Source organism: Wolbachia endosymbiont of Pentidionis agamae (assembly GCF_036711655.1).
Lineage (GTDB): Bacteria > Pseudomonadota > Alphaproteobacteria > Rickettsiales > Anaplasmataceae > JAZHPY01.
In genome coordinates this window covers 13504-38870 of sequence record NZ_JAZHPY010000001.1, presented here as the reverse complement: position 1 = coordinate 38870, position 25367 = coordinate 13504, and the positions used below count along the sequence as shown (strand labels likewise).

25 protein-coding genes and 3 tRNA genes are annotated in these 25367 nt (G+C 31.1%); 18 read left to right on the top strand and 10 right to left on the bottom strand.

The window, feature by feature from the left end:
* The first annotated feature begins 148 nt into the window (after window positions 1-148).
* Window positions 149-535: a hypothetical protein gene (locus tag V6U76_RS00220; protein WP_333022961.1), complete on the top strand. Its 387-nt coding sequence runs from the start codon at window positions 149-151 to the stop codon at window positions 533-535.
* Between the two features lie 269 nt (window positions 536-804).
* On the opposite strand, the gene V6U76_RS00215 is transcribed toward V6U76_RS00220, so the two are convergent.
* The 5 genes from V6U76_RS00215 to V6U76_RS00195 all read right to left on the bottom strand — a co-directional run bounded on the left by V6U76_RS00215 (window position 805) and on the right by V6U76_RS00195 (window position 4314).
* Window positions 805-1686, bottom strand: a complete 882-nt coding sequence (locus V6U76_RS00215; RefSeq protein ID WP_333022959.1) for an EndoU domain-containing protein — start codon at window positions 1684-1686, stop codon at window positions 805-807.
* Between the two features lie 50 nt (window positions 1687-1736).
* Window positions 1737-2936 carry a phosphoglycerate kinase gene (locus tag V6U76_RS00210; RefSeq protein ID WP_333022957.1) on the bottom strand — a complete coding sequence of 400 codons (1200 nt, stop codon included), beginning with the start codon at window positions 2934-2936 and terminating at the stop codon, window positions 1737-1739.
* Between the two features lie 18 nt (window positions 2937-2954).
* A tRNA-Cys gene (locus V6U76_RS00205) sits at window positions 2955-3029 on the bottom strand.
* A 4-nt stretch (window positions 3030-3033) separates the two neighbouring features.
* Window positions 3034-3930 carry a class I fructose-bisphosphate aldolase gene (locus V6U76_RS00200; protein WP_333022973.1) on the bottom strand — a complete coding sequence of 299 codons (897 nt, stop codon included), beginning with the start codon at window positions 3928-3930 and terminating at the stop codon, window positions 3034-3036.
* Between the two features lie 240 nt (window positions 3931-4170).
* Complete coding sequence (locus tag V6U76_RS00195) at window positions 4171-4314, bottom strand: hypothetical protein (RefSeq protein ID WP_333022955.1); 144 nt, start codon at window positions 4312-4314, stop codon at window positions 4171-4173.
* A 168-nt stretch (window positions 4315-4482) separates the two neighbouring features.
* Between V6U76_RS00195 and V6U76_RS00190 the strand changes: the two genes are divergently transcribed.
* From V6U76_RS00190 to V6U76_RS00180, 3 genes are all read left to right on the top strand, one after another.
* The gene (locus tag V6U76_RS00190; RefSeq protein WP_333022953.1) at window positions 4483-4755 is read left to right on the top strand and encodes a hypothetical protein; all 273 of its coding nucleotides are present in this window, start codon (window positions 4483-4485) and stop codon (window positions 4753-4755) included.
* 102 nt (window positions 4756-4857) lie between these two features.
* Window positions 4858-5148 carry a hypothetical protein gene (locus tag V6U76_RS00185; RefSeq protein WP_333022952.1) on the top strand — a complete coding sequence of 97 codons (291 nt, stop codon included), beginning with the start codon at window positions 4858-4860 and terminating at the stop codon, window positions 5146-5148.
* A gap of 101 nt (window positions 5149-5249) precedes the next feature.
* A complete protein-coding gene (locus V6U76_RS00180; protein WP_333022972.1) occupies window positions 5250-7973 on the top strand; it encodes an FAD-dependent oxidoreductase in 2724 nt (907 codons plus the stop codon).
* A 35-nt stretch (window positions 7974-8008) separates the two neighbouring features.
* Here V6U76_RS00180 and V6U76_RS00175 read toward each other — a convergent pair whose 3' ends face one another.
* Window positions 8009-9865, bottom strand: coding sequence for a ComEC/Rec2 family competence protein (locus V6U76_RS00175; RefSeq protein ID WP_408647389.1), 1857 nt, complete (start codon window positions 9863-9865; stop codon window positions 8009-8011).
* 249 nt (window positions 9866-10114) lie between these two features.
* Here V6U76_RS00175 and V6U76_RS00170 point away from each other — a divergent pair.
* Both V6U76_RS00170 and V6U76_RS00165 read left to right on the top strand, forming a co-directional pair.
* Window positions 10115-10188, top strand: a tRNA-Met gene (locus V6U76_RS00170).
* Window positions 10189-10267: 79 nt separating this feature from the next.
* Complete coding sequence (locus V6U76_RS00165) at window positions 10268-10444, top strand: hypothetical protein (protein WP_333022950.1); 177 nt, start codon at window positions 10268-10270, stop codon at window positions 10442-10444.
* Window positions 10445-10458: 14 nt separating this feature from the next.
* Here V6U76_RS00165 and V6U76_RS00160 read toward each other — a convergent pair whose 3' ends face one another.
* Window positions 10459-10956, bottom strand: coding sequence for a hypothetical protein (locus V6U76_RS00160; protein ID WP_333022948.1), 498 nt, complete (start codon window positions 10954-10956; stop codon window positions 10459-10461).
* 161 nt (window positions 10957-11117) lie between these two features.
* Between V6U76_RS00160 and gpmI the strand changes: the two genes are divergently transcribed.
* The 8 genes from gpmI to lon all read left to right on the top strand — a co-directional run bounded on the left by gpmI (window position 11118) and on the right by lon (window position 20486).
* Window positions 11118-12620 carry a 2,3-bisphosphoglycerate-independent phosphoglycerate mutase gene (gene gpmI, locus V6U76_RS00155; protein WP_333022945.1) on the top strand — a complete coding sequence of 501 codons (1503 nt, stop codon included), beginning with the start codon at window positions 11118-11120 and terminating at the stop codon, window positions 12618-12620.
* Window positions 12613-13554 (top strand): RluA family pseudouridine synthase, encoded by a 942-nt coding sequence (locus V6U76_RS00150; RefSeq protein ID WP_333022943.1) that lies wholly within the window; start codon window positions 12613-12615, stop codon window positions 13552-13554. Before gpmI ends, V6U76_RS00150 begins: the two co-directional genes overlap by 8 nt.
* Window positions 13555-13851: 297 nt before the next feature.
* Complete coding sequence (locus V6U76_RS00145) at window positions 13852-14508, top strand: hypothetical protein (RefSeq protein ID WP_333022941.1); 657 nt, start codon at window positions 13852-13854, stop codon at window positions 14506-14508.
* A 91-nt stretch (window positions 14509-14599) separates the two neighbouring features.
* Window positions 14600-14682, top strand: a tRNA-Leu gene (locus V6U76_RS00140).
* A 128-nt stretch (window positions 14683-14810) separates the two neighbouring features.
* Window positions 14811-16196: a trigger factor gene (tig, locus tag V6U76_RS00135; protein WP_333022940.1), complete on the top strand. Its 1386-nt coding sequence runs from the start codon at window positions 14811-14813 to the stop codon at window positions 16194-16196.
* A 10-nt stretch (window positions 16197-16206) separates the two neighbouring features.
* A complete protein-coding gene (gene clpP / locus V6U76_RS00130; protein WP_333022938.1) occupies window positions 16207-16809 on the top strand; it encodes an ATP-dependent Clp endopeptidase proteolytic subunit ClpP in 603 nt (200 codons plus the stop codon).
* 1 nt (window position 16810) lies between these two features.
* Window positions 16811-18076, top strand: a complete 1266-nt coding sequence (gene clpX, locus V6U76_RS00125; RefSeq protein WP_333022936.1) for an ATP-dependent Clp protease ATP-binding subunit ClpX — start codon at window positions 16811-16813, stop codon at window positions 18074-18076.
* A gap of 7 nt (window positions 18077-18083) precedes the next feature.
* Window positions 18084-20486, top strand: a complete 2403-nt coding sequence (gene lon, locus V6U76_RS00120) for an endopeptidase La (RefSeq protein ID WP_333022935.1) — start codon at window positions 18084-18086, stop codon at window positions 20484-20486.
* Between the two features lie 19 nt (window positions 20487-20505).
* On the opposite strand, the gene V6U76_RS00115 is transcribed toward lon, so the two are convergent.
* On the bottom strand, window positions 20506-21510 hold the full coding sequence (locus tag V6U76_RS00115; RefSeq protein ID WP_333022932.1) for an NAD(P)H-dependent flavin oxidoreductase: 1005 nt from the start codon (window positions 21508-21510) through the stop codon (window positions 20506-20508).
* On the bottom strand, window positions 21507-22028 hold the full coding sequence (locus V6U76_RS00110) for a cytochrome b (protein WP_333022930.1): 522 nt from the start codon (window positions 22026-22028) through the stop codon (window positions 21507-21509). Before V6U76_RS00110 ends, V6U76_RS00115 begins: the two co-directional genes overlap by 4 nt.
* A 194-nt stretch (window positions 22029-22222) precedes the next feature.
* On the opposite strand from V6U76_RS00110, the gene V6U76_RS00105 reads away from it, so the two are divergent.
* From V6U76_RS00105 to V6U76_RS00095, 3 genes are read left to right on the top strand one after another with little or no spacing between them, the layout of a single operon-like run.
* On the top strand, window positions 22223-22648 hold the full coding sequence (locus tag V6U76_RS00105; protein WP_333022928.1) for a hypothetical protein: 426 nt from the start codon (window positions 22223-22225) through the stop codon (window positions 22646-22648).
* A gap of 17 nt (window positions 22649-22665) precedes the next feature.
* Window positions 22666-22815, top strand: coding sequence for a hypothetical protein (locus tag V6U76_RS00100; protein WP_333022926.1), 150 nt, complete (start codon window positions 22666-22668; stop codon window positions 22813-22815).
* Between the two features lie 36 nt (window positions 22816-22851).
* On the top strand, window positions 22852-23193 hold the full coding sequence (locus tag V6U76_RS00095; RefSeq protein WP_333022924.1) for a hypothetical protein: 342 nt from the start codon (window positions 22852-22854) through the stop codon (window positions 23191-23193).
* 407 nt (window positions 23194-23600) lie between these two features.
* On the opposite strand, the gene radC is transcribed toward V6U76_RS00095, so the two are convergent.
* Window positions 23601-24281 (bottom strand): RadC family protein, encoded by a 681-nt coding sequence (radC, locus tag V6U76_RS00090; RefSeq protein WP_333022970.1) that lies wholly within the window; start codon window positions 24279-24281, stop codon window positions 23601-23603.
* Window positions 24282-24586: 305 nt separating this feature from the next.
* On the opposite strand from radC, the gene ubiE reads away from it, so the two are divergent.
* Window positions 24587-25288, top strand: coding sequence for a bifunctional demethylmenaquinone methyltransferase/2-methoxy-6-polyprenyl-1,4-benzoquinol methylase UbiE (ubiE, locus tag V6U76_RS00085; RefSeq protein WP_333022923.1), 702 nt, complete (start codon window positions 24587-24589; stop codon window positions 25286-25288).
* Window positions 25289-25367: the final 79 nt, after the last annotated feature.

Here is a 25367-nt window from a genome sequence, read left to right as displayed (position 1 = left end):
TGCTTAATCTCTGTCATAAGGTTAATATCCTGCTTCAGTGCATAGCTTGCTTAATTTCTGTCATAAGGTGCTGTTATATTTTTCTGATTTATGATAAAATAACTTAAGAAGAAGATACTAATATAATAATTTAATTATGAGGGGTGGTATGAAAAAAGAAACTAAAGAAACTTTATTGTTTTGGGGAATAGGTGTTACAGTAGGTGCTTTAACAGCTCTTGGACTCAGTTTTACTGCTTTACCAGTACTTGCTGTAGGAGCAATTATTGGTTTTATACCTATAGCATTATTTTGTGCATGTGGTATGTATGGTAGTGACAAAAATAAAAACTTGTCTACAGATGATATATATTATTCTTTTGCTTTCCTCATTGCTAGTAGTGCAATTGGAGCTGGTCTTGCTTTAGCTGCAACCGCTATTTTTCCTGGCGCGATGGCTGGAATTGGTTTATCGTTACTTGCAGGTGCAGTAATAGGAGCTGCGGCACCGATAGCAGGGTTTTGTTATAACTATTCTTGCTGTATTATTAGCTGAAGGAGTTAATACTCATATAATACAACCTATAGTTAAAGGATGTTTTTCTTCTAGTGAGAAAACTGTGTGATGGTTTGAAGATAAAACCAAGGCAAGTTTTGAAGGTTGTAATCTACTAAAAATAGTATGAGATGGGGGTTTAAAAAAATGAGCAGGTTGGAAGACGGAGGTCTATAATTTTTATAGCCCCTAATTTCTCACAGCAATTTATTGCAGTATTTCGAAGTGGAGTGCGTATTATACAAATAACGCACTATAGAAGTGGGACATTAATTACATACAGGGCAAGTATCATAACCTTTGCACTTAGGTGCTAAATCAGGATAAAATGTTAAGATAGAATTATCTTTTCTGACAAATATAGACTGGTAATCTTCATTAGGCATCTTATATGCACATACACCATCCTTTCCAAGGTTTTTAAATGCTTTAGTTGCAAGAATAAGAATATCATCTGCATGAAGATTATAAGGGTACCCATTTTGACATTTAGTTTTCACTTCTCCAGTAATATCCAGATACTGCATACCAAAGGTATAAACTGGATGCTGTATTTCTATTTTATTACATAAAGATTTATCATACCAGATTGCTCCAGCCCATTTGTTCTTTTGTGCCTCAACATATCTACCTACAAAATGCATTCCACCAAGCACTTCACCATCTGGTTCACCACAAAAAATATGTCTAAAGCCTGTATGATTTTCACCACTTCCCTGCCTTGGATGATGTGACGTAAACCAAACTTTCGTAAGCTCATCTTTGAATAACTCTAAACTTGAATTAGACGTAATAACTTGATAATCGAGCTCTTTATATATTCTTTTAATTGAATCTTCATGTTCTGGACAGTCAAGTAAGATGCGAAAATCTTCTTCATCTGGATAAGAACCCCATTCCCCACATACTTTTAGCACTCCATTATCAAATTCAGTCATATCAGGAGGTGACGGAATAAAATCTGGATCAGAAGGTTTTGTTCTAAAAAATGGTTCAAAATTAACGTTTACTTCTTTTTCAGTGAAATTGATTTGATCTATTTTTTCAAATTCCTTTTTCCCATTACTATTATTTAAATTGGCAACTTTAAAAAAAACAATAATGATTATTGCTATAATAGGTATTAAGATAAACTTCCAATTACTTTTCATATAAAATTTTCTCTATTAAAACTGTACGTTAACTTAAGTAACGTATAATTTCAAGCGATATTTATAAGTCTTGCTTTTGTAATACCTGGCATTTCATCGTTACTTAATAAGTGAAGAAACGCACCACCCCCAGTAGATACATATGTAAAATCTTTTTCAGTAAAATTAGCTTTACTCATAGCAGACAAACTATCTCCACCACCTATCACACTAATTAACTTTCCTTTCTGTGTAAGATCTTTTACAATAGAAAGTAGCTTTATTGTTCCTTTCGCAAAAGCTGTATGCTCAAATGCACCAATAGGTCCATTCCATAATAGAGACTTACTCTGTAATATAATGTTATTTATTCTATCCAAAGTTTTTGGTCCTACGTCTAGAATTATATCGCCAGTTGAAATTGAGTTAATTTCCTTGATGATACCAGTTGTATAGTCATCTTTTTCAACAACTAAAACATCTTCAGGTAAAATGATCTGACAATTATTTTTTTTTGCTGCTTCTATGATGCTAGATAATATGCTATCTACACCTTCTTGATACAAAGAATCACCTATATTTATTTTATTAAATAATAAAAAATTATTGGCAATAGCTCCCCCTACAATCAAAAAATCAACTTTATTTACTAGAGTAAGTAACATCTTTACTTTAGTTGATATTTTAGCCCCTCCAACTATTACAGTAACTGGCTTTGCTTTAAATGACGTAAATTCTTTTAAGTATTTTATTTCACTTAGTAAACAGAATCCTGCAAAAGAAGGTAAAAATTCTGTAACTGCTACAATAGAAGCATGTAGCCTGTGTGAGCATGAAAATGCATCATTTATATATACATCTGCTATTTTTGATAATTCTCTTGCAAAATTTATGTCATTTTGCTCTTCTTCTTTGTAAAATCTTAAATTCTCTAATAGAATTACATCTTTTTCAGCCATGATACTTACTGCTTGTTGCACTTTTGTGCCAAGACAATCTTCTACAAATGTAACTTTTTGACCTAATAACTCAGATAACGTAGGAATTATGTGTTTTAGTGATAAGTTATGATCATAGCCTTTTGGCCTTCCAAGATGAGATATGATAACAACTTTTGCATTTTGATCAATTAAGTATTTTATGGTACTTATTGCTCTTGCAACGCGTGATACATCTTGAACAACACAGCCTTTTAGAGGAACATTGAAATCCACTCTCAGCAGAACAACTTTATTAAAAAAATTATAATCTTCAAGTTTTGGTATGCTCACAAGCTTTCTACTACAAGATGGAGGCTAGGACCGGAATTGAACCGGTATAAAAGGATTTGCAGTCCTCTGCATAAGCCATTCTGCCACCCAGCCATTTTTATTTACTTTTATAGATACCAATTATGTTTTTTAACATAAACAGAGCTTCATCTCTTTTGCGCTGAAAAGTATTACGTCCAATAATTGAACCATTACCACCACCTCGCTTAATTTCTTCCGCTTCATTACATATATCTACCAGCTCTTTAGACTCACCACCTGAAAATACTACTATCCTTCTTCCGGCAAAACAAGATTTTTTAATGCATGCAACCCTCTGTGATAGAGAAGCAATATTATCAATTTTCTCTCTTTCTAAATGCTCTGTCGGCAGTTTAACTTTTATTATATGAGCTCCAAGTAGAGCTGCAATGTGTGCAGCATAAGCTACAACATCAACTGCTGTTTCACCTTTTTTTGAAATTTCTTCTCCTCGTGGATATGACCATAATACTGCTGCTAAGCCATAAGATTTTGCTTCAGCTATGACCTCACGTGCTTCTTCTATCATGTCTAAGCATTTAGCTGACCCAGGATATATGGTAAATCCAACAGCTGTACATCCAAGACGTAAAGCGTCTTTAACTGAAGCAGTGATTGCTTGATCAGAATAGTAACTTTTTGGATGCAAAGAATTAGAGCTATTGAGCTTTAAAATTAACGGCACGGAGCCAGCATAAGCTTCAGCTCCAGCTTCAATCATTCCAATAGGTGCAGCGTATGCACTTACTCCAGAATCGATTGCGAGTTGAAAGTGGTAGTAGGGGTCATAAGCATCAGGATTCACCTCAAAACTTTTCGTAGGCCCATGCTCAAATCCTTGATCTACAGGAAGAATCACTAACTTGCCCGTGCCTCCAAGTTTTCCATGCATTAGAATATGGGAAAGACTTTTTTTTACCCCAGGATTATCACTCTCATAATAATCTAAAATACGTTTTACTTCCTTACTAATACGCAATATTTATTACAATAATAATTTACTTGATTATAACAATATTACTACTCTAAGAAAAGCCTTTTCTATGTACATTATTTCGATAAAAGTGATTGATATGTTAAAAATTTTAGTATATTATTTTTATATTAATGATATTTAATTAATAAGAGTTAAAATAAGCAATAGACCTCTTGCATAACTCACGTCTAGATTGTAAATTCCAGCTATCACATTGAACCTAAAAGCAAAACGTCTTCATCTACTTCGGCATTTATTTGCTATAACCTTTTTAACAAGCCAATCATATTTTTTACGATTACTCTCTAACTTGCAAGCTCTTTTCCTTTTTTCCTTAGTCCTTTTTCGTCTTCCTATCTTGCTTTCATGAATTTTTTGCAAACCTCATCACCCCCTCTCATATTATTTTTAGTAGATTACAACTTTTAGTACAGTTATGCTAGAGGTCTACTATCAAAAAACCTATGCATCTACCATATGAAAATATTAATATGGATCATTCTATATTAATGGAGAAAAATATGAATAATAAAACTGTAAAAAAAACCTATGCCTCTACCGAGATATAGCATTGAGAGAAAAAATGACTATGAAAATACTAATATTGATCATTCTATAATTGCAAAGGAAGCTGAGAGTCTGTGGCTAAAATCTCAACGAGAAAAGAACGGGCTTGCAGCTACTTCTACAGCTGAACAAGATATCAAAAATCAGAAACCACCTTCTACAGTTGTAAATCCTCTTTATGAGGTAACACAACAATCTTTTTATCCTAGTAATAGTAGTAATGAACGGAAAAAAGGATGCTGTAGCATATTATAATCTGAATATTAAAAGATTTTATGTATAATAATTTATCTATTTAGTAAAAAATTAAAAAATGCATTGACTTCTTTTATTAAATATACTAATATGGAGAAAAATATGCCTAATAACACTTGGAACAAACCTATTCCTAAACCAAGATATAGCGTGATGAGAAATATGCTTGATAGACTGCCACCAGCCCCTGCTGCTCAATCTTCAAATGAACCTACTCATGTATCATCTTGTGATTTTAGACCTAGTACACCTCCTCCAAGCTATTTAGAAGCATTAAGTTTACCAAATTACACACAACCTTCTTCATCCAAAAAAGGTTATCCAAGTAATAGTAGTTCTGACTGTAGTACAAGCAATTGGCACTTAGGTGCACCGAGAAACGGAAGGTACTAATAAACACTATAGTGATACAGGTATCACTATTTCTTCTTTTACTGCTAAAATTTACTAGAGCTATATAATATATACTATTAGGATAAAAAATTTAACTTGTGGTGTTATCTTTTCATGATCTATATAGCCGTAAAGGTATCATCAATATAGATAAAAAATTTTTAAGTTATATAAAATCGTATGATATAAATTTATTTACTTCTCTCACTAAAGCAAGAAAGAACCCTGCTAGTAATAGTTATCTCATAATAGATCTATCATATTTACTTGACGAATTTCTTGCTCAATTTTTTAATATTGAGAAAGAAGTAGAAGAATTAAAAGCAAGACATAGTAAATTTTCTATAGTATACAAATGTAAGAGATTATTTGTTCAGCGATATGTACTTAAGAAGTACCAACAAAGTCAAAATAGTACCGAAACAAACATTAATGCTACTATAGATACCATACTTAATGAACTAAGCAGATATTTTAAATTTCCCATTTTAGATCAGGATTTTGCTGAGAAAGTGATGTATTGGTTTGAGAATAAATCTCAATATGAAAGAGAAATAGAACTTGCAGCTAGGTATGTAGTGTGGAGAGTAAGTAACAAGAAAAGTATATTATTTAGTATACACAAACAAACTAATTATGAAAATCTTGTTCCTATTATCAAAAAAGAAATAGATGGAATTAATACTATTTGTTCAGAACATATAAAGAGACGTTATGGATTTGATTTAACCCAAAATAAAGTTGAATTAGAAGAAGCACTTGATCACACTCATTATTGCATTTTTTGTCATAAACAAAACAAAGATAGTTGCTCAAAAGGATTATTTGATAAAAAAAATATATTTAAAAAATCTCCCCTTGGAGTTGAATTACATGGTTGCCCACTTGAGCAAAAAATATCAGAGATGAATATGGTAAAAAGCGAAGGATATTCTATTGGGAGTCTCGCCATAGTTATGATAGATAATCCACTTTGTGCTGCAACTGGTTATAGGATATGCAATGATTGCAGCAAGTCTTGCATATATCAAAAACAAGAACCAGTAGACATCCCTATGGTTGAAACTAAAGTGTTAAGTGACGTATTAGATTTACCCTATGGATTTGAAATATATTCTTTACTCAGTCGCTGGAATCCACTTAATTTTGAACGCCCATTTCCAAGAGAAGATACAGGAAAAAATATTTTAGTTGCAGGACTCGGACCTGCAGGATTTACTTTAGCACATCATCTACTGAATGATGGACATAATGTTATTGCAATTGATGGACTGAAGATTGAGCCCCTGAGTGATGATTTACAGCTCATTAAATATCTTAAGTATAAAAAACTTAGTGAACGCGTAGCTGAAGGTTTTGGTGGAGTTGCAGAATACGGAATAACTTCTCGCTGGAATAAAAATTATTTAAGAATAATCAGATTACTTTTAGAAAGAAGAAAAAATTTTGCAGTTTTTGGAGGAGTGCGTTTCGGTGGAACTATCACTATACGTGATGCATTTTCCCTAGGTTTTGATCACATAGCTTTGGCACTTGGTTCAGGTAAACCAAAAATAATTAAATTAAAAAACATGCTTTTACGTGGAGTACGTATGGCATCAGATTTTTTGATGTCTTTGCAGCTTACTGGTACATCTAGATTTAATTCGATAGCAAATTTGCAGATTAGAATGCCAGTAGTTGTAATAGGTGCTGGGCTTACTGCAATTGATACAGCAACAGAGAGTTTTGCTTATTATTCAATTCAAGTAGAAAAATTTCTTTATCGATATGAAATATTGGTAGATAAGTTCGGTAAGAATTATGTAGAAAAAGACTGGAATGAAGAAGAAAAAACAATTGCAAGTGAATTCATTAGTCATGCACTTGAAATTCGAAAGGAAAAAACATTAGCTAAAATAGGAAATAGACCTGCTAAAATTTTAGAACTTATGCAAAAATGGGGCGGAGTAAAAATTATATACCGAAAAGAGCTAGTTAACTCTCCTGCTTATAGATTAAACAGTGAAGAGATTACAAATGCTCTATCAGAAGGAATCTATTTTATTGAAAATTTAGAGCCTTTAGAAATTATTAAAGATGAGTATAATCATGCTAAATCTCTAAAATTAATAGATACAAAATCAGGAAAAATAAAAGAAATAAAAGCACGTTCTATATTTATAGCTGCAGGCACAGAACCTAATACTGTTATAGCAACAGAAGAAAAAGAATACTTTAAATTAAACGGTGGGTATTTTACTCACTTAGATTCATCTGGAAAAGAGATTGAACAAATATTTTTTCCTAAAATGCATGATAAAGATAGAATACTAGCATATAAGCAAGATAATAAGACAATTAGTTTTTTCGGCGATCTTCATCCTTCTTATAGTGGAAGCGTTGTAAAAGCTATGGCAAGTGCTAAAAATGGATATAAAATTATCACCAAATTACTTAGCGAAAAACAAAAAGATAAAAAACATAACACTAGAAAATTTTTTAAGAAAATAAGTGAAAAATTTACTGCAAGGATTATAAAAATAGAGCATTTAACTCCAAAAGTAATTGAAATAATAGTTAAAGCGCCTCTTGCAGCAAAAAATTTCAAGCCTGGTCAGTTTTTTAGATTACAAAATTTTGAAATGAATAGTACAAAAATTAAAGAAACAAAGCTTGCAATAGAAGGTATAGCTGTAACTGGTGCTGAAGTAGACAAAAAAAAAGGTATAATATCCGTAATTGTCCTTGAAACTGGTGGTTCAACAGACTTATGTCAATATCTGAAAGTAGGAGAGCAAGTTGTGCTTATGGGACCAACTGGTAGTTCTACTAAAATTTCCTGATTTTTTATAATCTGTAAATATAATCTGTAAAAAGGTTACATTTTATTCATAAAGTAATGCCAAGGCCTATTTTTACGTACATATTTAATATTCATATTACTATTTTTTGAAAGCCAAATTGAATGTGTTCCATATTGTTCTAAATCAGTATGCTTAATACTTTTATTTATACAAATTGGGTAATCAAAACTACCAAATTGAATAATTAAATCAACATTATTACAATATTTTACAATACTTTCTTTTTTATATGCTATAAGAACTTTTACATTATTTTTTTTATATATACAGTGATTACTATCACATTCTAAAAAGTTTTCTTGGTTAGCATATTTTTTGTAATTTAAAATTTCATCTTGTCCATTCTGCCTTGCCCATGTTTTTACAACAAAATTTCTATTCTTTCTATTTAGAGAGTATAATTTATCATCAGATTCCTTAACTAAGGCATTATTAACGTTAATTAAAATATCTGGAGTCTGATAAAGTATACCAATCAAGGTGCCTGATATAATAAAAATTAGCCCAAGAAAGCGCCAATTTCTTTCCCATAAACATATCCACAGTAACCCAAATGTTATTATAATAATAGATGAAGGTGGAATACTATGAATAGCAATTTTTGAATATTCCATATTAGCAACTACATGTGTAATGTATAACACACTTTCAATTGCATGCTGAATTAATGAAATAATCAAATATTCCATATTAAATGGGATCATAAATAAGTAGAAAATTCCTAATGGAATGATAATTAGTGTAACTACTGGTATAGCAAATAGGTTTGTAATAACACCCCCAATAGAGAGATAATTAAAATTATATATGGTATACGGTAGAGTTGCAAAGCTTGCGATAATCGAACTAAGCAATATTGATATAAAATATCTTATTATTTTGTTATAAAATATTTGATTAATACCTATCTGATAGCTAGAAAGCAATGCCAAAACAGCAGAAAATGACATTTGGAATCCAGGATTAAAAATCGCCTCTGGTTCTATAATCAATATAGTGCATGCTGCAAACGCAATTGCTATTAAACTTCTATATTTTTTCTCTATTATTATTGAAGTGAGTAGTAGGCTAACCATAATAAAGGCACGTTGAGCAGAGAGCTGCATTCCAGTAATTAATAAATAAAATAGAGTTGGAATTATAGTAATAAATGCTGATATTTTTTTTATGTCATACTTTAACGTCAATGTTTCAGAAAGTGCAAACAAGTTACGAAAAAGCATAAAAAATAGACCAGCAACAAATGACAGATGCAGTCCAGATATAGCAAATAAATGTGCTATGCCAGCGTTCCTTATAGATTCCATAGTCTTTTGATCTATTCCGTCTTTTTTGCCGATTAATAGTGCGGAAAGTATATCCGAATGTGGTTTTTTCATATTTTTTTGTAAGTTTTCGTAGATATGTTGACGAAAAGATTCTATATATTCATAAAATTTTTTATGTTTAGCCTTTTTATGTAATAGTACTTTGCTTGTTGCAAAACCAGTTGCACTAATTTTTTTATAAAATGCAAATCTTGCAAAATCATACGAGTAGTTAGATGGAGCAATTTGAGGAGGAAATAGTACTGCTGATAGTTTAATTTGGTCTCCTATATCTATATTTTTTTCTATTTCAGTCCTTACTGCAATCCTTGTGTTATCTACTTCTATTTTTATGTTCTCTATTTTATGTAATAAAAACTGTTTATATGATCCTTTGTTATTGATTTCTTTTACTGTTGCAAGAATGTTGGCAGCATACACTTCTTTTTTATTCAGAATTTTTGTATCTACAAATACTGTTTTGATTTTAGCAGATGTGAACCCAATAAGGATTGCAATTAAAGCAACACATAATATTGTATATTTTCTGTATGATATTGCCACATATATTAATATTGTGCTTAATAAAAAGGAAATTGATAAAGTATAAATAATAGTAGGTTCGGAGTTTAAGGAAAAATATATTAATATTCCCATGCATTGCAAAACAGGAAACCATAATATTAAATTATACCTTTCATGGGAAACTTGATACTGTATATATCTTGTTGTGGTTGCAAACAACGAAAATCGCATAAAATTTTTCTTGTATATGCTTACAATTATAAATATAATACTTGAGTAAATTATTGACGCGGGATGGAGCAGCTTGGTAGCTCGTCAGGCTCATAACCTGAAGGTCGTAGGTTCAAATCCTACTCCCGCAACCTTGTAAATTAAAATAGAAGTTATTCATGGTAGTTTATTTTAATAATGTAAGTGAGATAAATTTATTCAGGTAGTAATATGAATGATAAAGATTCAGTACAATCAAGAGAATATTCAGATGAATTAATAAAATCTCACAAAGATAATAAATCTGCTGCAAGTCAATCGCAGTATTTACAGGAGTACCCTGCATCACGCTTAAGTGAATTAACTACAACTCAGATGTATGAAAAAAATTCTAAAAGAAAAAAATAGATAAGTCTGTATAATTATACAACTTGAAATTCATCGTTCTGAAGTTCATCATTACTGATTTGAGTCACACTATTTATATGTAGTTTGCTATTTGGTGAGATCATATTAACTATGGAAACGCCCCAGCCGACCACATTAATAGTCCAAGCAAAAATGAAAAGAGGTACATAGATAAGAGGAGCAACTGATATACCTGAAAGATATACAGCTCCACCTATTAAAAATAAAAAATTAGGTAAGGTTCCAAAGTAGTGTGTTTTCGTTGATTCCTTGAGCTTCTTGTCTGAATTTTTACCTAAAATTTTTTCCTCTTGACCACGATAATGAAGATACAATTTTGTATTCAATACGAGCAAAACTACATTAAATATAATACCTATTACAGAAAAAAATAAACTCGTGTAGTAAGTTCCAGTCAAAAATGTTATTGCATATACAATAAAAGGAATTGTAGACAATGCAGTGAATAAATACCTAAAACGAATAGTCCACTTTTTTTCTTGATCAGCCATTATAATATAATGAACTAATTTACAAAGCTTGTCTAACTAATTTGTATAACATCTAATAAGATCTAAGTGAATTTAACATAATAGTTGCCATAAATATGCTGTTTTATATTTGTATTTATGTTCCTTTTATTTACTATAATAAAAAATTTATGAGTTTTTATATGTCTGTTAAATCTGTAGTTTTATGTATATTAGATGGTTGGGGTAATGGAGTAAAGGATAGTAAATATAATGCAATAAGTAATGCAAATCCTACTTTTTGGAAATATATTAATTCCAATTTTCCAAAATGCAATTTGTCAGCTAGCGAAACTGATGTTGGTCTGCCTAAAGCCCAAGTAGGTAATTCTGAGGTTGGACATATGAATATTGGTAGTGGTAGAATAGTGATGCAAAATTTAGAGCGTATCAATCGAGAAATTGAGAGCATAGATAGTAATAGAAATTTTAGAGACTTCGTTAATAGCTTGAAAGTTAAAAATGGTATATGCCACATACTTGGTCTTGTTTCAAATGGTGGTGTTCACTCACATCAGAAACATATCTCAATATTAGCTAATAAAATATCACAATATGGAGTTAAAGTTGTAGTTCATGCTTTTCTTGATGGCAGAGATACATCACCTTGCTCAGCAGTGAGGGACATAGAAGTATTCCAATGTCAGAATCAAGCTATAAAAGTAGTAACTATCTGTGGACGCTATTATGCCATGGATCGAGATAACAGGTTGGAAAGAACAATTAAGGCTTATGAGGCAATAGCTTTTGCAAATGCACCAATATATAGTGATGCAATCTCATTCATAAATGAGAATTATCAAAATAACACTACCGATGAGTTCATGAAACCTGCAGTTATCGGTAATTATCATGGTATAAAACCAGAAGATGGATTATTAATAGCCAATTTTCGTTCAGATAGAGTAAAGCAATTACTAGATATGTTATTAGGAAAAGTTAATAATAAAGCGGAATTTTCTTCAATTTTAGGAATGATTCAGTATAGTAATGATTTAGATATTCCTTACTTATTTTCTCCGTTATCTTTTAAAAATACTTTGGGTGAAATTATTGCAGATCATGAGCTTAAGCAGCTACGCATTTCTGAAACTGAAAAATATGCTCATGTAACCTTTTTTTTTAGCTGTGGAAAAGAAAGACCCTTTCCAGGTGAAAAACGAATCTTAATTCCTTCACCAAAAGTTAGTACTTATGACTTACATCCTGAAATGTCAGCTTTTGAGTTAACAGAAATGCTAGTGAGTAACATTCTTTCTAAGGAATTTTCATTAATCGTTGTAAATTATGCAAACCCTGATATGGTTGGGCATACTGGTGATATAAAGGCAGCTGAAAAAGCAGTTCTAGCTGTTGATAGTTGTTTATCAAAAGTGTTTAGTGTTATTGAAGATATGAAAGATACTGTTCTAGTGATAACTGCAGATCATGGTAATGTAGAATGTATGTTTGACGAAGAAAATAACATGCCACATACGGCTCACACCTTAAATAAAGTACCGTTTATTATATGTAAAAATAGTATAAAATTAAGAGATGGGCGTTTGTCAGACATAGCACCCACAGTTTTAGAATTACTTGATATCAAAAAACCAGATGAAATGACTGGTACTTCATTAATATATAAAATTCAAGATAATGAATGAAGTGCTAATTCATATTCACAGTAGTAATGCCGGCGCTAGAATAGATAAATATATAGCGGATAAATTTAATGTATCACGCTCTAAAGTTCAAAAGTTAATAAAGTCACAACAAGTCAAACTGTTAAATAACATTATTAGTGATAATGATCATGTGGTAAAACCAGGTGAAGTATACTACATAGATTTAACTTTAAATGATCACTCTGCACTAGTTGAACCAAATGGTGATATAAATATCGATATTATCTATGAAGATAATGATATTATTATACTAAATAAGCAAAGTGGGTTAACTGTACATCCAGGAGCCGGCACTAGCAATAACACACTCTTACATGCGCTTGCAGCATACCTAGGTTATAAGCCAAGAATTATTCATAGATTAGATAAGGATACTAGTGGATTAATGGTTATTGCAAAAAATGAAGAAGCTCAAAGATTTTTATCTGAGTTGTTGTTAAAGCAAAAAGTCAAAAGAGAATATTTAGCTGTTATATGGGGAGTTCCTCTTTTAAATGAAGGAACCATAAAAAATAATATTGCTCCTAAGCGTTATAATCGTGAAGTCATGCAAGTGGTAAAAACAGGAGGAAAACATTCTATTACACATTATTTAGTACAAAAGATTATTGGAAATAAAAAGAGAGCAAGCTTAGTAAAATGTATTCTTGGAACAGGCAGAACACATCAAATTCGCGTACACATGAGTCATTTAGGTCATTCTATTGTGGGTGATCAAGTGTATGGTAAAAATGGTAGTAAAGTCTCAAAATATACAAATAGTTCTAATTTGATTAGTACCTTTCATAGACAGGCATTGCATGCGTATAAATTAGGATTATATCATCCCAAGAGTAAAAACTATAAAGAATTTTATTCTGACTTACCGCAAGATATTACAAATCTTATTGATGAATTTAAAAATTTGTATTAGATATGTTAAAAAGCAGTAAAAATGAAAGATGAAAATGTGATATAAAATAGGTGTGAAAACAACATGTGGCTTGCGATATGTAATAATCATTGTCTTGCTAGTAGTTTTATGATAGGTTAATATAGTAACTCGTACATTAAATTCGCTTTCTCTATTTTTGCCAATAAAACTCGTTATATTCTACTACTGTTTTGCCAATGTTCATTTACTTCTAGTGAAATTTATAAGCTCACACAATACTATTGCCATATTCTTAAGTAGTGGTAACATTAAAATATTTCTAATATGAGTTTAGCTATGTCATCCAGTAATAAACTAACAATTACTTCCTTGCCGAAGAAATATAAAGTAGCTGCTGCATTAATATTATTTTTTTTATTAGTAAAAATATCTACACTACTTGTAGTATTGCTTACTATACTAGCAACTGTAGTTATTGTAAAATCAATAAACAAACTTTTAAGTGAGAAAAGTAGCGATGAGCAAGAAAAAAGTGTTCCTTCAGAACAAAATAAAAGTGAATTCAGAAATAATGTGGAAAATATAGATGGGGATCTGGCAGAAAAGCGTGTTGCTTACGGAGTAGTTTGTGTTCTGTCATTAATATGTTTGTTAGTAAGTTCCTCTATCATTATTTACTTAGGGTTTATACAAGTTGCTCTCGCTGCATTAGCTTTTGTAACAGCTATATATATATATGATAGTAATAAACAAAATCTTAATAAGAATGAAGAAGCTTTAGAGAAGGAATATATAGAAGTTTTAGAATACCATTTGTATGGCTTGATAGACGCTCTAACCAACAGTCCAGAACCACAAAGGTATATGATGAAAAAAATTGATGAAGCTGCTGATCAGATTATAGATTGTGGAGTCAAAACAGTAGGTTTCTTGGTTGAAAAGGTTGAAGAACTTTCCAAGCCAAAATGTGTTGAACAAAGCAATGCGATGTAATAGTCGGTAAAATTAGTAAGATATATAAAATTCTATCTTGAGTTTTGATCATAGTGTTATTATATTATTTATAATGATGTTGTATACTTTTGCGGATATGGCGGAATTGGTAGACGCGCCAGGTTTAGGTCCTGGTAAACTTTGTTTGTAGGGGTTCAAGTCCCTTTATCCGTACACTAACATCGTTAAGAGAAATTTTATGATTGTTGAATATAATTAGTGTATAGGAAGTGTGTGCATTTTTTATTTTATGTTGACAAGAAAACTACATAATAATTTGAAAGTTTATAAACTGGTTAATGATGTCTAATAGTGTGCCTGTCGTGAAAGTAAATTTAGATGGAAATGATAATGTGTATTCTTATGAGGAAGTTAGTAGTAAAAAATTAAATCGTGAATACGAGGTTAGAGTAACTAACGAGCATATAAGAAAAAGTGTAGACATAAAATTAAAGGAAATAGCATCAAATACTCAATTACCAGGTTTTAGATTAAACAAACAAGATATTGAGTCATCTGAATCTATATGGGAGATGCATTATAATCTTCTCTTAGAGAATTACAAGGACAAAGCTTTAGAATATGCAATTAGAGATGTAATAGATAATTGTCTGAGTGATTTGATAAAGAAAAAATTTGTTAAACTTTATACTCACCCTGAAGTTAATGTTATTCTGTTTCCTTCTTGGGAATCTGGAATAATAAATGGTGATCTAGTTTACAGGTTATCTTTTGACGTAATGCCTGAAGTTCCTGTTTTAGATATTAATAATATAGCATTGAAGAAATTTGAAGTAAAAATTGAAGAAAATGATATAAAAGAATTTATCGATTCCATTAAAGTTAAGTTTCCTAACTTTCTACCAATAAATGATACCTCTTATAATATAAAAAGTGGTGATAAAGTAGTAATTGATTATGAAGGACGAGTTAGAGGTAAGCTTTTTAAAGGAGGAAATGGTAAAGCTTTTACTTTAGTGCTTGGCTCAGGTAAGGTCTTAAGTAATTTTGAAGATCAACTGATCGGCATGAAAGTAGGAGAAGGAAAATCTTTTAAACTTAGATTTCCTGATGATTATCATATTATTTCTGTTGCAGGCCAGGAAGCTGACTTCTTTGTGCAAGTAAGTGATATTCAAGTTATCAATGATTTTAAAAATGATGAAGAGGTGGCTAAAAGTATTGGGTTTGAAAATTATTCAACATTAGTTAGTTATGCAAAAAAGGCAGTTATTAGTCAGTGTAATGAAATAAATAGTATAATCATGAAAAAGGAGCTATTTGATCAGATAGACAATAATTATAATTTTGATTTGCCTGAAAAATTAGTAAGACAGGAGCAAGAAAGAGTAAATCAAGAGAAAGCGAATAACAGCAGCGAATCTTCTGATAATATAAAGGAAGCTGAAAGGCGTGTAAAACTTGCTATGCTATTTATGAAGTTTAGCACTGATCAAAAAATATTTATTACACAAGAAGATATTTTAAGTGTTATTAAGCAATATGTAAATGATAGAGTGAGAATGGAAGATGTACTGAAACGTCTTAGATCAAATAAACAGTTTGGTGAGTTAGTTAAAGGGCAAGCACTTGAATATAAAGTTACTGATTTTATCATCAAAAATGTTCATAAAGAAAATAAAACTGTTTCTGTAAAAGAATTAAAAAATTATTATGACAATATTTAATAGAGAAAATATGACTTTGATACCGATGGTAATTGAGCAAACTAGCCGTGGTGAGCGTGCTTATGACATCTATTCAATGTTATTGAAAGAAAGGATTATTTTTGTAACTGGACCTATAGAGGATCATATGGCCAGCTTAATAATAGCACAGCTCTTATTTCTTGAATCAGAGAATCCTGATAAGGATATTTATATGTATATTAATTCACCTGGAGGGGTAGTAACTTCTGGTTTATCGATATATGATACTATGCAATACATAAGGCCAGATGTTTCAACTCTATGTATAGGACAAGCTGCATCCATGGGGTCTTTATTGCTTGCAGCTGGTAAAGAAGGAAAACGTTATTCATTGCCTCATTCAAGAATCATGATACACCAACCTTCTGGTGGATACCAGGGGCAAGCTACTGATATGGAAATACACGTTCAAGAGATTTTGAGAATAAAAAAGAATCTTAATCAAATTTATGAGAAACACACTAAAAATTCATTGAAAAAGATTGAAGAAATGATGGAAAGGGATAAGTTTTTAGATGCCAAGGAAGCTCAAATTTTAGGTTTGATAGATCGGGTTATTTTTGAACGTAGTGATATTAAGCAAGAGGTATGAAATGTATGATGATGTTAAGGATAATAATGTTTGTTGCTCTTTCTGTAATAAAAAGCAAGCTGATGTACGAAAACTAATCACCAATTCTTCAGATGAAGCTAAGGTATTTATCTGTAATGAATGTATAGATCTTTGTTATAATTCCATGCGTCAAGAAAAAAAGAAGTCTGGTAATGATTTTGCACGAGTATTATTAAAACCTAAAGAAATTAAGGAGATTCTTGATGATTATGTTATAGGTCAGGAGCATGCAAAAAAAGCTTTATCCGTAGCTGTATATAATCATTATAAACGTCTGTCACAATCAAATATTATAGGAGATGTAGTAATTGATAAATCTAACATGTTGCTCATAGGCCCTACAGGTTCAGGAAAAACTTTACTAGCACGTACTCTTGCGAGGGTTTTGGATGTTCCTTTTGCAGTAGCTGATGCAACAACTTTAACTGAAGCTGGATATGTTGGTGAAGATGTTGAGAATATACTACTTCGCTTGTTACAAGCTGCTAATTATGATGTTTCTGAAGCACAACGCGGTATAGTATATGTAGATGAAATAGATAAGATAACCAGAAAATCTGAAGGTACCTCAATTACTCGTGATGTCTCAGGAGAGGGAGTACAGCAAGCACTTCTTAAGGTTATGGAAGGCACAATTTCATCTGTTCCTCCACATGGTGGAAGGAAACATCCTCAACAAGAGTTTATTCAAATTAACACTAATAATATATTATTTATATGTGGTGGTGCTTTTGATGGCTTAGAAAAAATTATTGAATCTAGGAAAAAAGGTACAGCGTTAGGTTTTGGAGCAAATATAGTTAGTTTGTTAGAAAAAAATAAAAATGTTTTTCCTGATGTTGAACCAGAAGATTTAATAAAGTTTGGTTTAATACCTGAATTTGTTGGAAGGCTTCCTGTTGTTACTGCTTTAGATGAATTAGATCATGAAAGTTTAGTGCGCGTTTTAGTTGAGCCAAAAAATGCATTAATCAAACAATATCAAAAATTATTTGAGTTAGAAAAATTTGATCTTCATTTCTCAGATGAAGCACTTTCAGTTATTGCTGAAAAAACTATACAGCGTAAAACAGGTGCCAGGGGTCTGCGTTCTATTATGGAGTCACTTTTACTTGATTTAATGTTCGAACTTCCTAGTGCAGATATTAAAAATCAAGATGTCTATATTACTAAAGAGATGGTTGAATCAGGCAAAACTATCATCACTGATAGTAGTTGTAAAAATGCAATAACAGTCAATAATTAAGGTATTTATGGATATCGATATAAACAATAATCTTGCTGTCTTACCAGTCCTACCATTAAGAGACGTTGTAATTTTTCCTAATACAGTAATACCGCTGTTTATAGGTAGAGAAAAATCAATAAATGCATTAGAGCATGCTATATCAGATGATAAAAGAATTTTACTTATTACACAAATTGATGGTTCAGTAGATAATCCAGACCCTTCTGAGTTATATAAGGTTGGAGTACTCGCAACTATAGTGCATCCCCTCATTAGATTGCCTGATAGCGCTGTAAAGGTTTTAGTCCAAGCAGTAAGTAGAGCTAATGTTGTTAAGTATATCGAAGCTGATGATATGCTGCATGCTGAAGTTAAATTAGAAAATGAGGGTTATGAATATGAAAATGAAGTTAATATAGAAGCTTTAAGGAGGTCTATAATAAAAGCATTTGATAACTGGAATAAATTGAAGAAGAATAGTCAACCAGAAGTTATGAGCTCTGTTTGTCAAATTAAGGAAGTTAATAGGCTTGCAGATACCATTGCTTCGTACTTTAGTGAAGTATCAGATAAACAAAGTATTCTTGAAATCTATGATTTAAAGACACGTTTAGAAAAAATTTTAGTTCTTATTGAGAAGGAAAGTAGCATTTTAAGTGTTCAGAATCACTTGTATAAGACAGTGACTCATGCAGCTAACAAGCTTCATAGAGATTATTTTCTGCAGGAACAATTGAAGGCAATAGAGAAAGAATTAGGAAGATCTGATGATGGTGGCGTAAGCTCATATAGTGAATTCGAGAAAAAGATAAATGAGGTAAAACTTTCTGGAGAGGCAAAAGAAAAAGTCTTAAGTGAGTTAAAAAAATATAAAAAAATGAATCCTATTTCACCAGAGGCTACAGTAATATCTAATTATCTTCATTGGCTTCTTGATTTACCATGGGAAAAATATCATGACACTAAAATTAATTTAAATTCTGCAAAAAAAATCTTAGATGAAAATCATTATGGAGTAGAAAAGGTAAAGGATAGAATAATAGAATTTTTAGCAGTACTTAAAAGGGTAAAACGAATCAAGGGGCCTATACTTTGCTTAGTAGGGCCACCTGGTGTAGGTAAGACTTCTTTAGCTCAATCTATAGCAAAGGCAATAGGTCGTAATTTTGTTCGCATGTCTCTTGGAGGTATACGTGATGAATCAGAAATTCGTGGTCATAGGAAAACTTATATAGGCTCTATGCCAGGAAAAATAATACAACATATAAAAAAGGCTAATTCGTGTAATCCTCTTTTTCTCTTAGATGAAATAGATAAGATTGGTTCAGACTTTCGTGGTGATCCAGCATCTGCATTACTCGAAGTTTTAGACTCAGAGCATAATAAGCATTTTGTTGATCATTATATTGAGGTTGAATTTGATCTTTCCAATGTCATGTTTATAACTACAGCGAATAGTTTAAATATACCATACGCTTTACTCGATAGGATGGAAGTTATAAAATTATCTGGTTATAATGAAGATGAGAAAGTTAAAATAGCTGAACAACATTTAATTAAAAAGTTAAAAAGAGATCACGGGCTACATAAAAAAGAATGGAGTATATCTGAAAGTGCTTTGTATAAGTTGATACGTTTATATACACGTGAAAGTGGAGTGCGTAGCTTTAAGAGAGAACTTGACAAATTAATGAGAAAAGCAGTAAAAAAAATATTGCTGGATAAGAATAAGACTATCTCTATAGAAGCAGATAATTTACCAGATTATTTAGGTGTTCAGAAGTATATTTTTGGTAACTCAGAGGACCAAGATTTAGTTGGTGTTGTTACTGGCCTTGCTTATACTGAGACTGGCGGTGATATATTAATGATAGAATCTGTTCGTATTCCTGGTAAAGGTACAATAAAGTATACAGGAAAGCTAGGTGAGGTAATGCAAGAATCAGTCAAAGCTTCATATAGCTACGTAAGGTCAAATTGCTTATATTTTGGCATCAAGCATGAAGAGTTTCAAAAATGCGATATACATTTACACGTTCCTGAAGGTGCAGTGCCAAAAGATGGTCCTTCTGCTGGTATTGCAATGTGTACGTCTATTGTTTCTCTTATGACAGGTATACCAGTTAATAAAACTGTTGCAATGACCGGAGAAGTAACACTACGTGGTCGAATCTTAGCTATTGGGGGTTTGAGAGAAAAATTACTTGCTGCACTTAGAAGTTCAATAAAAACTGTTATTATACCCTATAAAAATAAGAAAGATTTGCAAGAAATTCCAGAGAATGTTAAGAAAGGGCTCAATATCATTCCTGTACAGAATGTTAATGAAGTTATGAAAATTGCATTGACAAAGCCAATTGGCTTAACATATAAGATTGATGAGAGAAATAGCCAACCAAATGATGATAACTATACATTTAAACATTAGTTTATTATAAATTGCAAAATTAAAAGGTTGATACATATTGACGTGCCTCAGAAATTAAATTATCTATTACTTCTTTAACAGATTTCTCTCTGTCTACCATGCCGATGCTTTGGCCAGCCATTAAAGACCCATTTTCAACATCTCCTTCAATTACTGCTTTTCTTAGGGCACCAGCCCAAAACTTTTCAATCTTTAATTGCGCATCCTCCTTTGATATATTGCCATTACTATATTCATTAATAACTGCTTTTTGGCATTCTATAAAATCATTGCTTGCTTTATTTACTATTGCTCTTACTGGAATAACTGGAAAATCACTGCTGATCTGCACAGAAGGTATTGCGTGACGTGCATCAGATTTAATAAATATTTCTTTAAAATTTTTATGAGCTATAGATTCGTTAGTACATACGAATAATGTACCATGTTGAGAACCGCTTGCTCCCATTTTAAGGTAATTTACTATCATCTCGCCTCTACCAAGTCCTCCAGCAACAAATACAGGTATTGGCTCATCTTTAAAGTAAGGTAATATTTCCTGTGCAAGAACGGAAGTGCTCACTGGTCCTATGTGTCCACCAGCTTCCATGCCTTCTATTATAAGTGCATCTACCCCCATTTTAACTAATCTTCTTGCAATGCCTAGTGTAGGTGCAAAGCATAAAATTTTGATATTTTCTTTTTTTATTATTTCTATACTAGATTTTTTTGGCAATCCACCTGCAAGAACTATATGATTTATTTTCGTTTCTATACATACTTCTATTAGCTCATCTAATTTTGGATGCATAGTAATTAGGTTAACACCAAAAGGCTTGTTAGTTAACTTCTTAGTTGCTACTATTTCTTCTTTTAATGCATCGGGAAACATTGCACCACATGCAATTACTCCAAAACCTCCAGCATTTGAAATTGCTGAGACAAGATTTCTTTCTGAAACCCAGCTCATAGCTCCACCCATAATAGCGAATTTGCTACCAAGAAAACGTACACCTTTACTCCATAATTCTTCTATATGATTCATAATATACGTTTCAAAATATTTTGTTTATCTATAAGCAAATGTTTTAATGTGCCAATCAAGTGTAATGATATTAAAAATATAATTAAATAAGCAAGTACTGAATGTGATTCATTAGCTATAACAGCTAACTTTTTGTTTTTTTCGATAAAAAGAGGAACATGAAAAAAATACTTGATGTTTATACCAGAAGCTGAGGACATAATATATCCAGATAAAGGCATGGCAATCATTATAAAATATAATCCTAAATGAACTATTTTTGTGATGGCGATAGTAAAGTTAGAAAAAGATGCAAGAAATGGCGGCACATAAGTAAAAACACGAAATAGTATACGTACTATTACTAACCCAAAAATAGTTAACCCACAGGCTTTATGAACTGCATAAATACTAAACTTTATTGCATTACTACCAGGCAGGCTTTTCATATAAAAACCAGAAATAAGCATGCCTATAATAAATAGAGCCATTAACCAGTGAATGATTCTTAAACTTAAGCTATATTTATTATATTTCATTTTCTATTGTAAAGATAATGTAATAAATTTATATAGAATAAATTATTTTTCAATTGGAAAGTTTGAATGTTCTACACCATTTTTTAAGATTATCAGACAATCAAGGATAGATTTGCACTTGGTCGCTATAAATTATTTATCGTTTTAGTATATAATTAAGTGCTGGAACTTTAAACTCAATTGTAGAAGATACTATGCTTATTTACAACAGTTGTGCAAGTTCTGGTCATGGTTATTGCTATGATTTGCAAAACAGAAAGATGGATATATATATGCTTGGAGTTTCTTCACGAAATGATGGGAAAATCGGAAATCACTATATGCGCTTAATTAAAGTTGAGTTGAATCATATTGATGAAAATGGTAAAGATATTAGTGTTGATAATAATAGAGAAAAAATTTGTAAATTACTCACACAGAAGTTTAAAGAGTATAAAGAGGATCACAATGTATCATCAGAACAATGTATCCTTACCTTAGTAGAACTAAAAGTTTTTAGTAAAGCTTATTGTCCACATGGTCAACAAAAACTAACCTGTGGTGATAGAGATGAACAAATAAAAGATAGGGAGAGGTTTTTGGAAGTGCGTTTACTGAAGGAGAAATTGACACATATCTAAGTGCTAAAAATAAATTTTTGAATAGTTTATCATCTGACGTAGAGAAACTTAAGTATGCTGAAGAGTTTATCAATCCACGTAACATACTTTCTCATTTTCAATATGATATCATATGTTATAATGTTCATCCTGACGTTAATATTAATAATCTACCAAAAGTGATATAAGAAGATTGTAAATCTTTAAGTAAAATTATATTCTTTATGGAGCCAAATGAAACGAATGATGAAAACAAAATACAAGAGCGTATAAAAAACATAAAATGTGAGTTTGACAAAAATAAAATGTCAAAAGAAGAGCTAAATTCACTGAATGATTATTTACATGCTATTCAAGAGCGTCTTATAGAGCATGGCTTGATAGATATTGCAAATGAAATCGTTAGTTTACATGGAGAAATATCGTATGAAATAACTTGTAATGATACAAGCGATCTTGGCACTGCAAGCTCAAATCTTAATGATGATGCAAGTACACCAGGTACTCTTCATGATGTTACTAGCGAACCTATAAATTCACAGAAGCAAGTAAATAGCGGTTTTTAGGGGTAGGTTTAAAGGTGAGCGTAATACTCTTTTTATCTAGAAGTAGTGTTTTCATACTTTTACCTTCATGCCCCCTCCTTAATGTGAATAGACCTCTTGCATTCAAGGTTGTAAAAACGGAGTAGAGAGGTCTATGGCTATATAAAAAGAGCTTCTTTAGAAATTCTTCAATATAGGCTTAAAGCTCGTCACTAAAGTGGAAGAAGATATGAGAAATCACTAATCTTAATTTAAGTAGAAGATGTTGCCAAGGAAAAGATCTGCTATAGGGATAGTTTTTGGCTATCTAAAATATATTAGATTTTATTACAGATCTCCTATAATCTTTGGTACGCATTTTTCTACACTTGTTTCATACTCCATACAGTCCAAAAACTTGTATTTCTCAGCTCCACTTTAGCAGGTTCTTACAATAAACGATTTTCCTTAAAGCTAAAATACTTATTATAAGTTACAATAATATGGTCTATTAATTCTATTTCCATACTATTACACGCTTTGTTTAATTGTTTAGTAAGCAATATATCATTCTTTGATGGTTCTACATCTCCACTTGGGTGATTATGAGATACAACAATCGATGTTGAGCCAATTAACAATGCTTTTTTGATTATTTCTCTAACGTAAAGTGGGGTTTGATCAACTGTACCAGTGTCTTGTAAATCATCTGCTATTATTTTGTATTTTTTGTTCATATAAATTACACGAAAATTTTCTTTACTAATGCCTCCTATACTCATTTTTAAATAAGAGAATAACTTTTGCCAATTATTTATTACAGGCAACTCTTTTACTTCTTCTCTTGTCACCCTAACAAGTGCTTCCTTAACACAAAAAATGGCAGATATCGCTGCATTACCAATTCCATTAATATTTTTTAACGATTCAAATTCAGCATTAAGAACTTTACCTAAGCTACCAAAAGAATGTATTAAATCTCTTGCAATTGACCTTACATCTATTCTACTATATGCTGAATATAGGATATACTCTAAAATTTCATAATCATGGAGTGACTTTCCACTATTCAAAACGATATGTTCCCTTAAACGTTTTCTATGTCCTTTCTTATAATCTTTGTTGTACACTTTGTAAAATACCAATATACTATATCAGTATATATTAATTATAATATAATAAAAGATAAACATTTTTGTATCATTACCTCTTGAAAACTCCAGCTTAGACATAGTTTGAACAAGTAAATGATATAGTAATATTATTAGGATTATGGGACAAGTATTATACAGCTGTACCAAACCAACAGAAGGTTGGAAGCATAGAGTAATACAAGAAAGAAACTTGCGAACACTATTGTAAGTATTATTATCAATATGTAGCATAATTTCTTTATCTTGTTTATATTAAAAATGATCATCATCTTACGGACGGTATGAATAAGCAACAGATAGTGAGGAAAGTTTTTGATTCTGTAGCAAGTCGTTACGACTTGATGAATGATATAATGAGTTTTGGAATGCATAGATTATGGAAAAAGAAAATGGTAGATAATTTAAATCTTACCAAAAATAGTAAGATATTAGATCTTGCTGGAGGAACTGGTGATATAGCTATAGAAATGATAAAACAGAATCATAACATAGAAGTTACAGTTTGTGATATAAATGAAAATATGCTAAACGTTGGTAAAAACAAATCGATTGATTTAAACAAGCTAAATCTAAATTGGGTCTGTGCAGATGCAGAAAATTTGCCATTTCAAAATGACGAATTTTGTTATTGTACTATAGCTTTTGGTATACGCAATGTTTCTAATAGAAAAAGAGCTCTAAGTGAAATTTACAGGGTGCTAAAGCCACATGGAAAATTTGTTTGTTTAGAATTTGCACAAGTCTCTAATCAAAGTGGGATATTTAAAAAGTTATATGATCTATACTCGTTTAAAGTAATTCCTAAATTTGGAACTCTAATTGTAGGAGATGAAAGTCCTTATCAATATTTAGTAAAAAGTATAAGAGCATTCCCTAATCAAAGTGAATTTAAGAAGGAAATTGAAGATGTAGGCTTTCATAATGTGAAATTTTATAATATGAGTTGGAATACTGTGGCAGTGCATTCTGGTATAAAATGTTAATAAGAAAATATATGCCTTATATATTATTTTACTTAATTTAGCTAATTGTAAGTAGAATATTGGCATTTTGATACATCCC

Bases quoted from the DNA above. Each gene is read 5' to 3' on its own strand.
- ubiE (WP_333022923.1), top strand. From the start codon at position 24,587: ATGAATAAGCAACAGATAGTGAGGAAAGTTTTTGATTCTGTAGCAAGT.
- V6U76_RS00145 (WP_333022941.1), top strand. From the start codon at position 13,852: ATGTCATCCAGTAATAAACTAACAATTACTTCCTTGCCGAAGAAATAT.
- V6U76_RS00115 (WP_333022932.1), bottom strand. From the start codon at position 21,510: ATGAATCATATAGAAGAATTATGGAGTAAAGGTGTACGTTTTCTTGGT.
- V6U76_RS00160 (WP_333022948.1), bottom strand. From the start codon at position 10,956: ATGGCTGATCAAGAAAAAAAGTGGACTATTCGTTTTAGGTATTTATTC.
- V6U76_RS00150 (WP_333022943.1), top strand. From the start codon at position 12,613: ATGAATGAAGTGCTAATTCATATTCACAGTAGTAATGCCGGCGCTAGA.
- V6U76_RS00095 (WP_333022924.1), top strand. From the start codon at position 22,852: ATGGAGCCAAATGAAACGAATGATGAAAACAAAATACAAGAGCGTATA.
- V6U76_RS00110 (WP_333022930.1), bottom strand. From the start codon at position 22,028: ATGAAATATAATAAATATAGCTTAAGTTTAAGAATCATTCACTGGTTA.
- clpX (WP_333022936.1), top strand. From the start codon at position 16,811: ATGTATGATGATGTTAAGGATAATAATGTTTGTTGCTCTTTCTGTAAT.
- V6U76_RS00215 (WP_333022959.1), bottom strand. From the start codon at position 1,686: ATGAAAAGTAATTGGAAGTTTATCTTAATACCTATTATAGCAATAATC.
- V6U76_RS00165 (WP_333022950.1), top strand. From the start codon at position 10,268: ATGAATGATAAAGATTCAGTACAATCAAGAGAATATTCAGATGAATTA.
- gpmI (WP_333022945.1), top strand. From the start codon at position 11,118: ATGTCTGTTAAATCTGTAGTTTTATGTATATTAGATGGTTGGGGTAAT.
- V6U76_RS00220 (WP_333022961.1), top strand. From the start codon at position 149: ATGAAAAAAGAAACTAAAGAAACTTTATTGTTTTGGGGAATAGGTGTT.
- clpP (WP_333022938.1), top strand. From the start codon at position 16,207: ATGACTTTGATACCGATGGTAATTGAGCAAACTAGCCGTGGTGAGCGT.
- tig (WP_333022940.1), top strand. From the start codon at position 14,811: ATGTCTAATAGTGTGCCTGTCGTGAAAGTAAATTTAGATGGAAATGAT.
- V6U76_RS00190 (WP_333022953.1), top strand. From the start codon at position 4,483: ATGCCTCTACCGAGATATAGCATTGAGAGAAAAAATGACTATGAAAAT.
- lon (WP_333022935.1), top strand. From the start codon at position 18,084: ATGGATATCGATATAAACAATAATCTTGCTGTCTTACCAGTCCTACCA.
- V6U76_RS00185 (WP_333022952.1), top strand. From the start codon at position 4,858: ATGCCTAATAACACTTGGAACAAACCTATTCCTAAACCAAGATATAGC.
- V6U76_RS00105 (WP_333022928.1), top strand. From the start codon at position 22,223: ATGCTTATTTACAACAGTTGTGCAAGTTCTGGTCATGGTTATTGCTAT.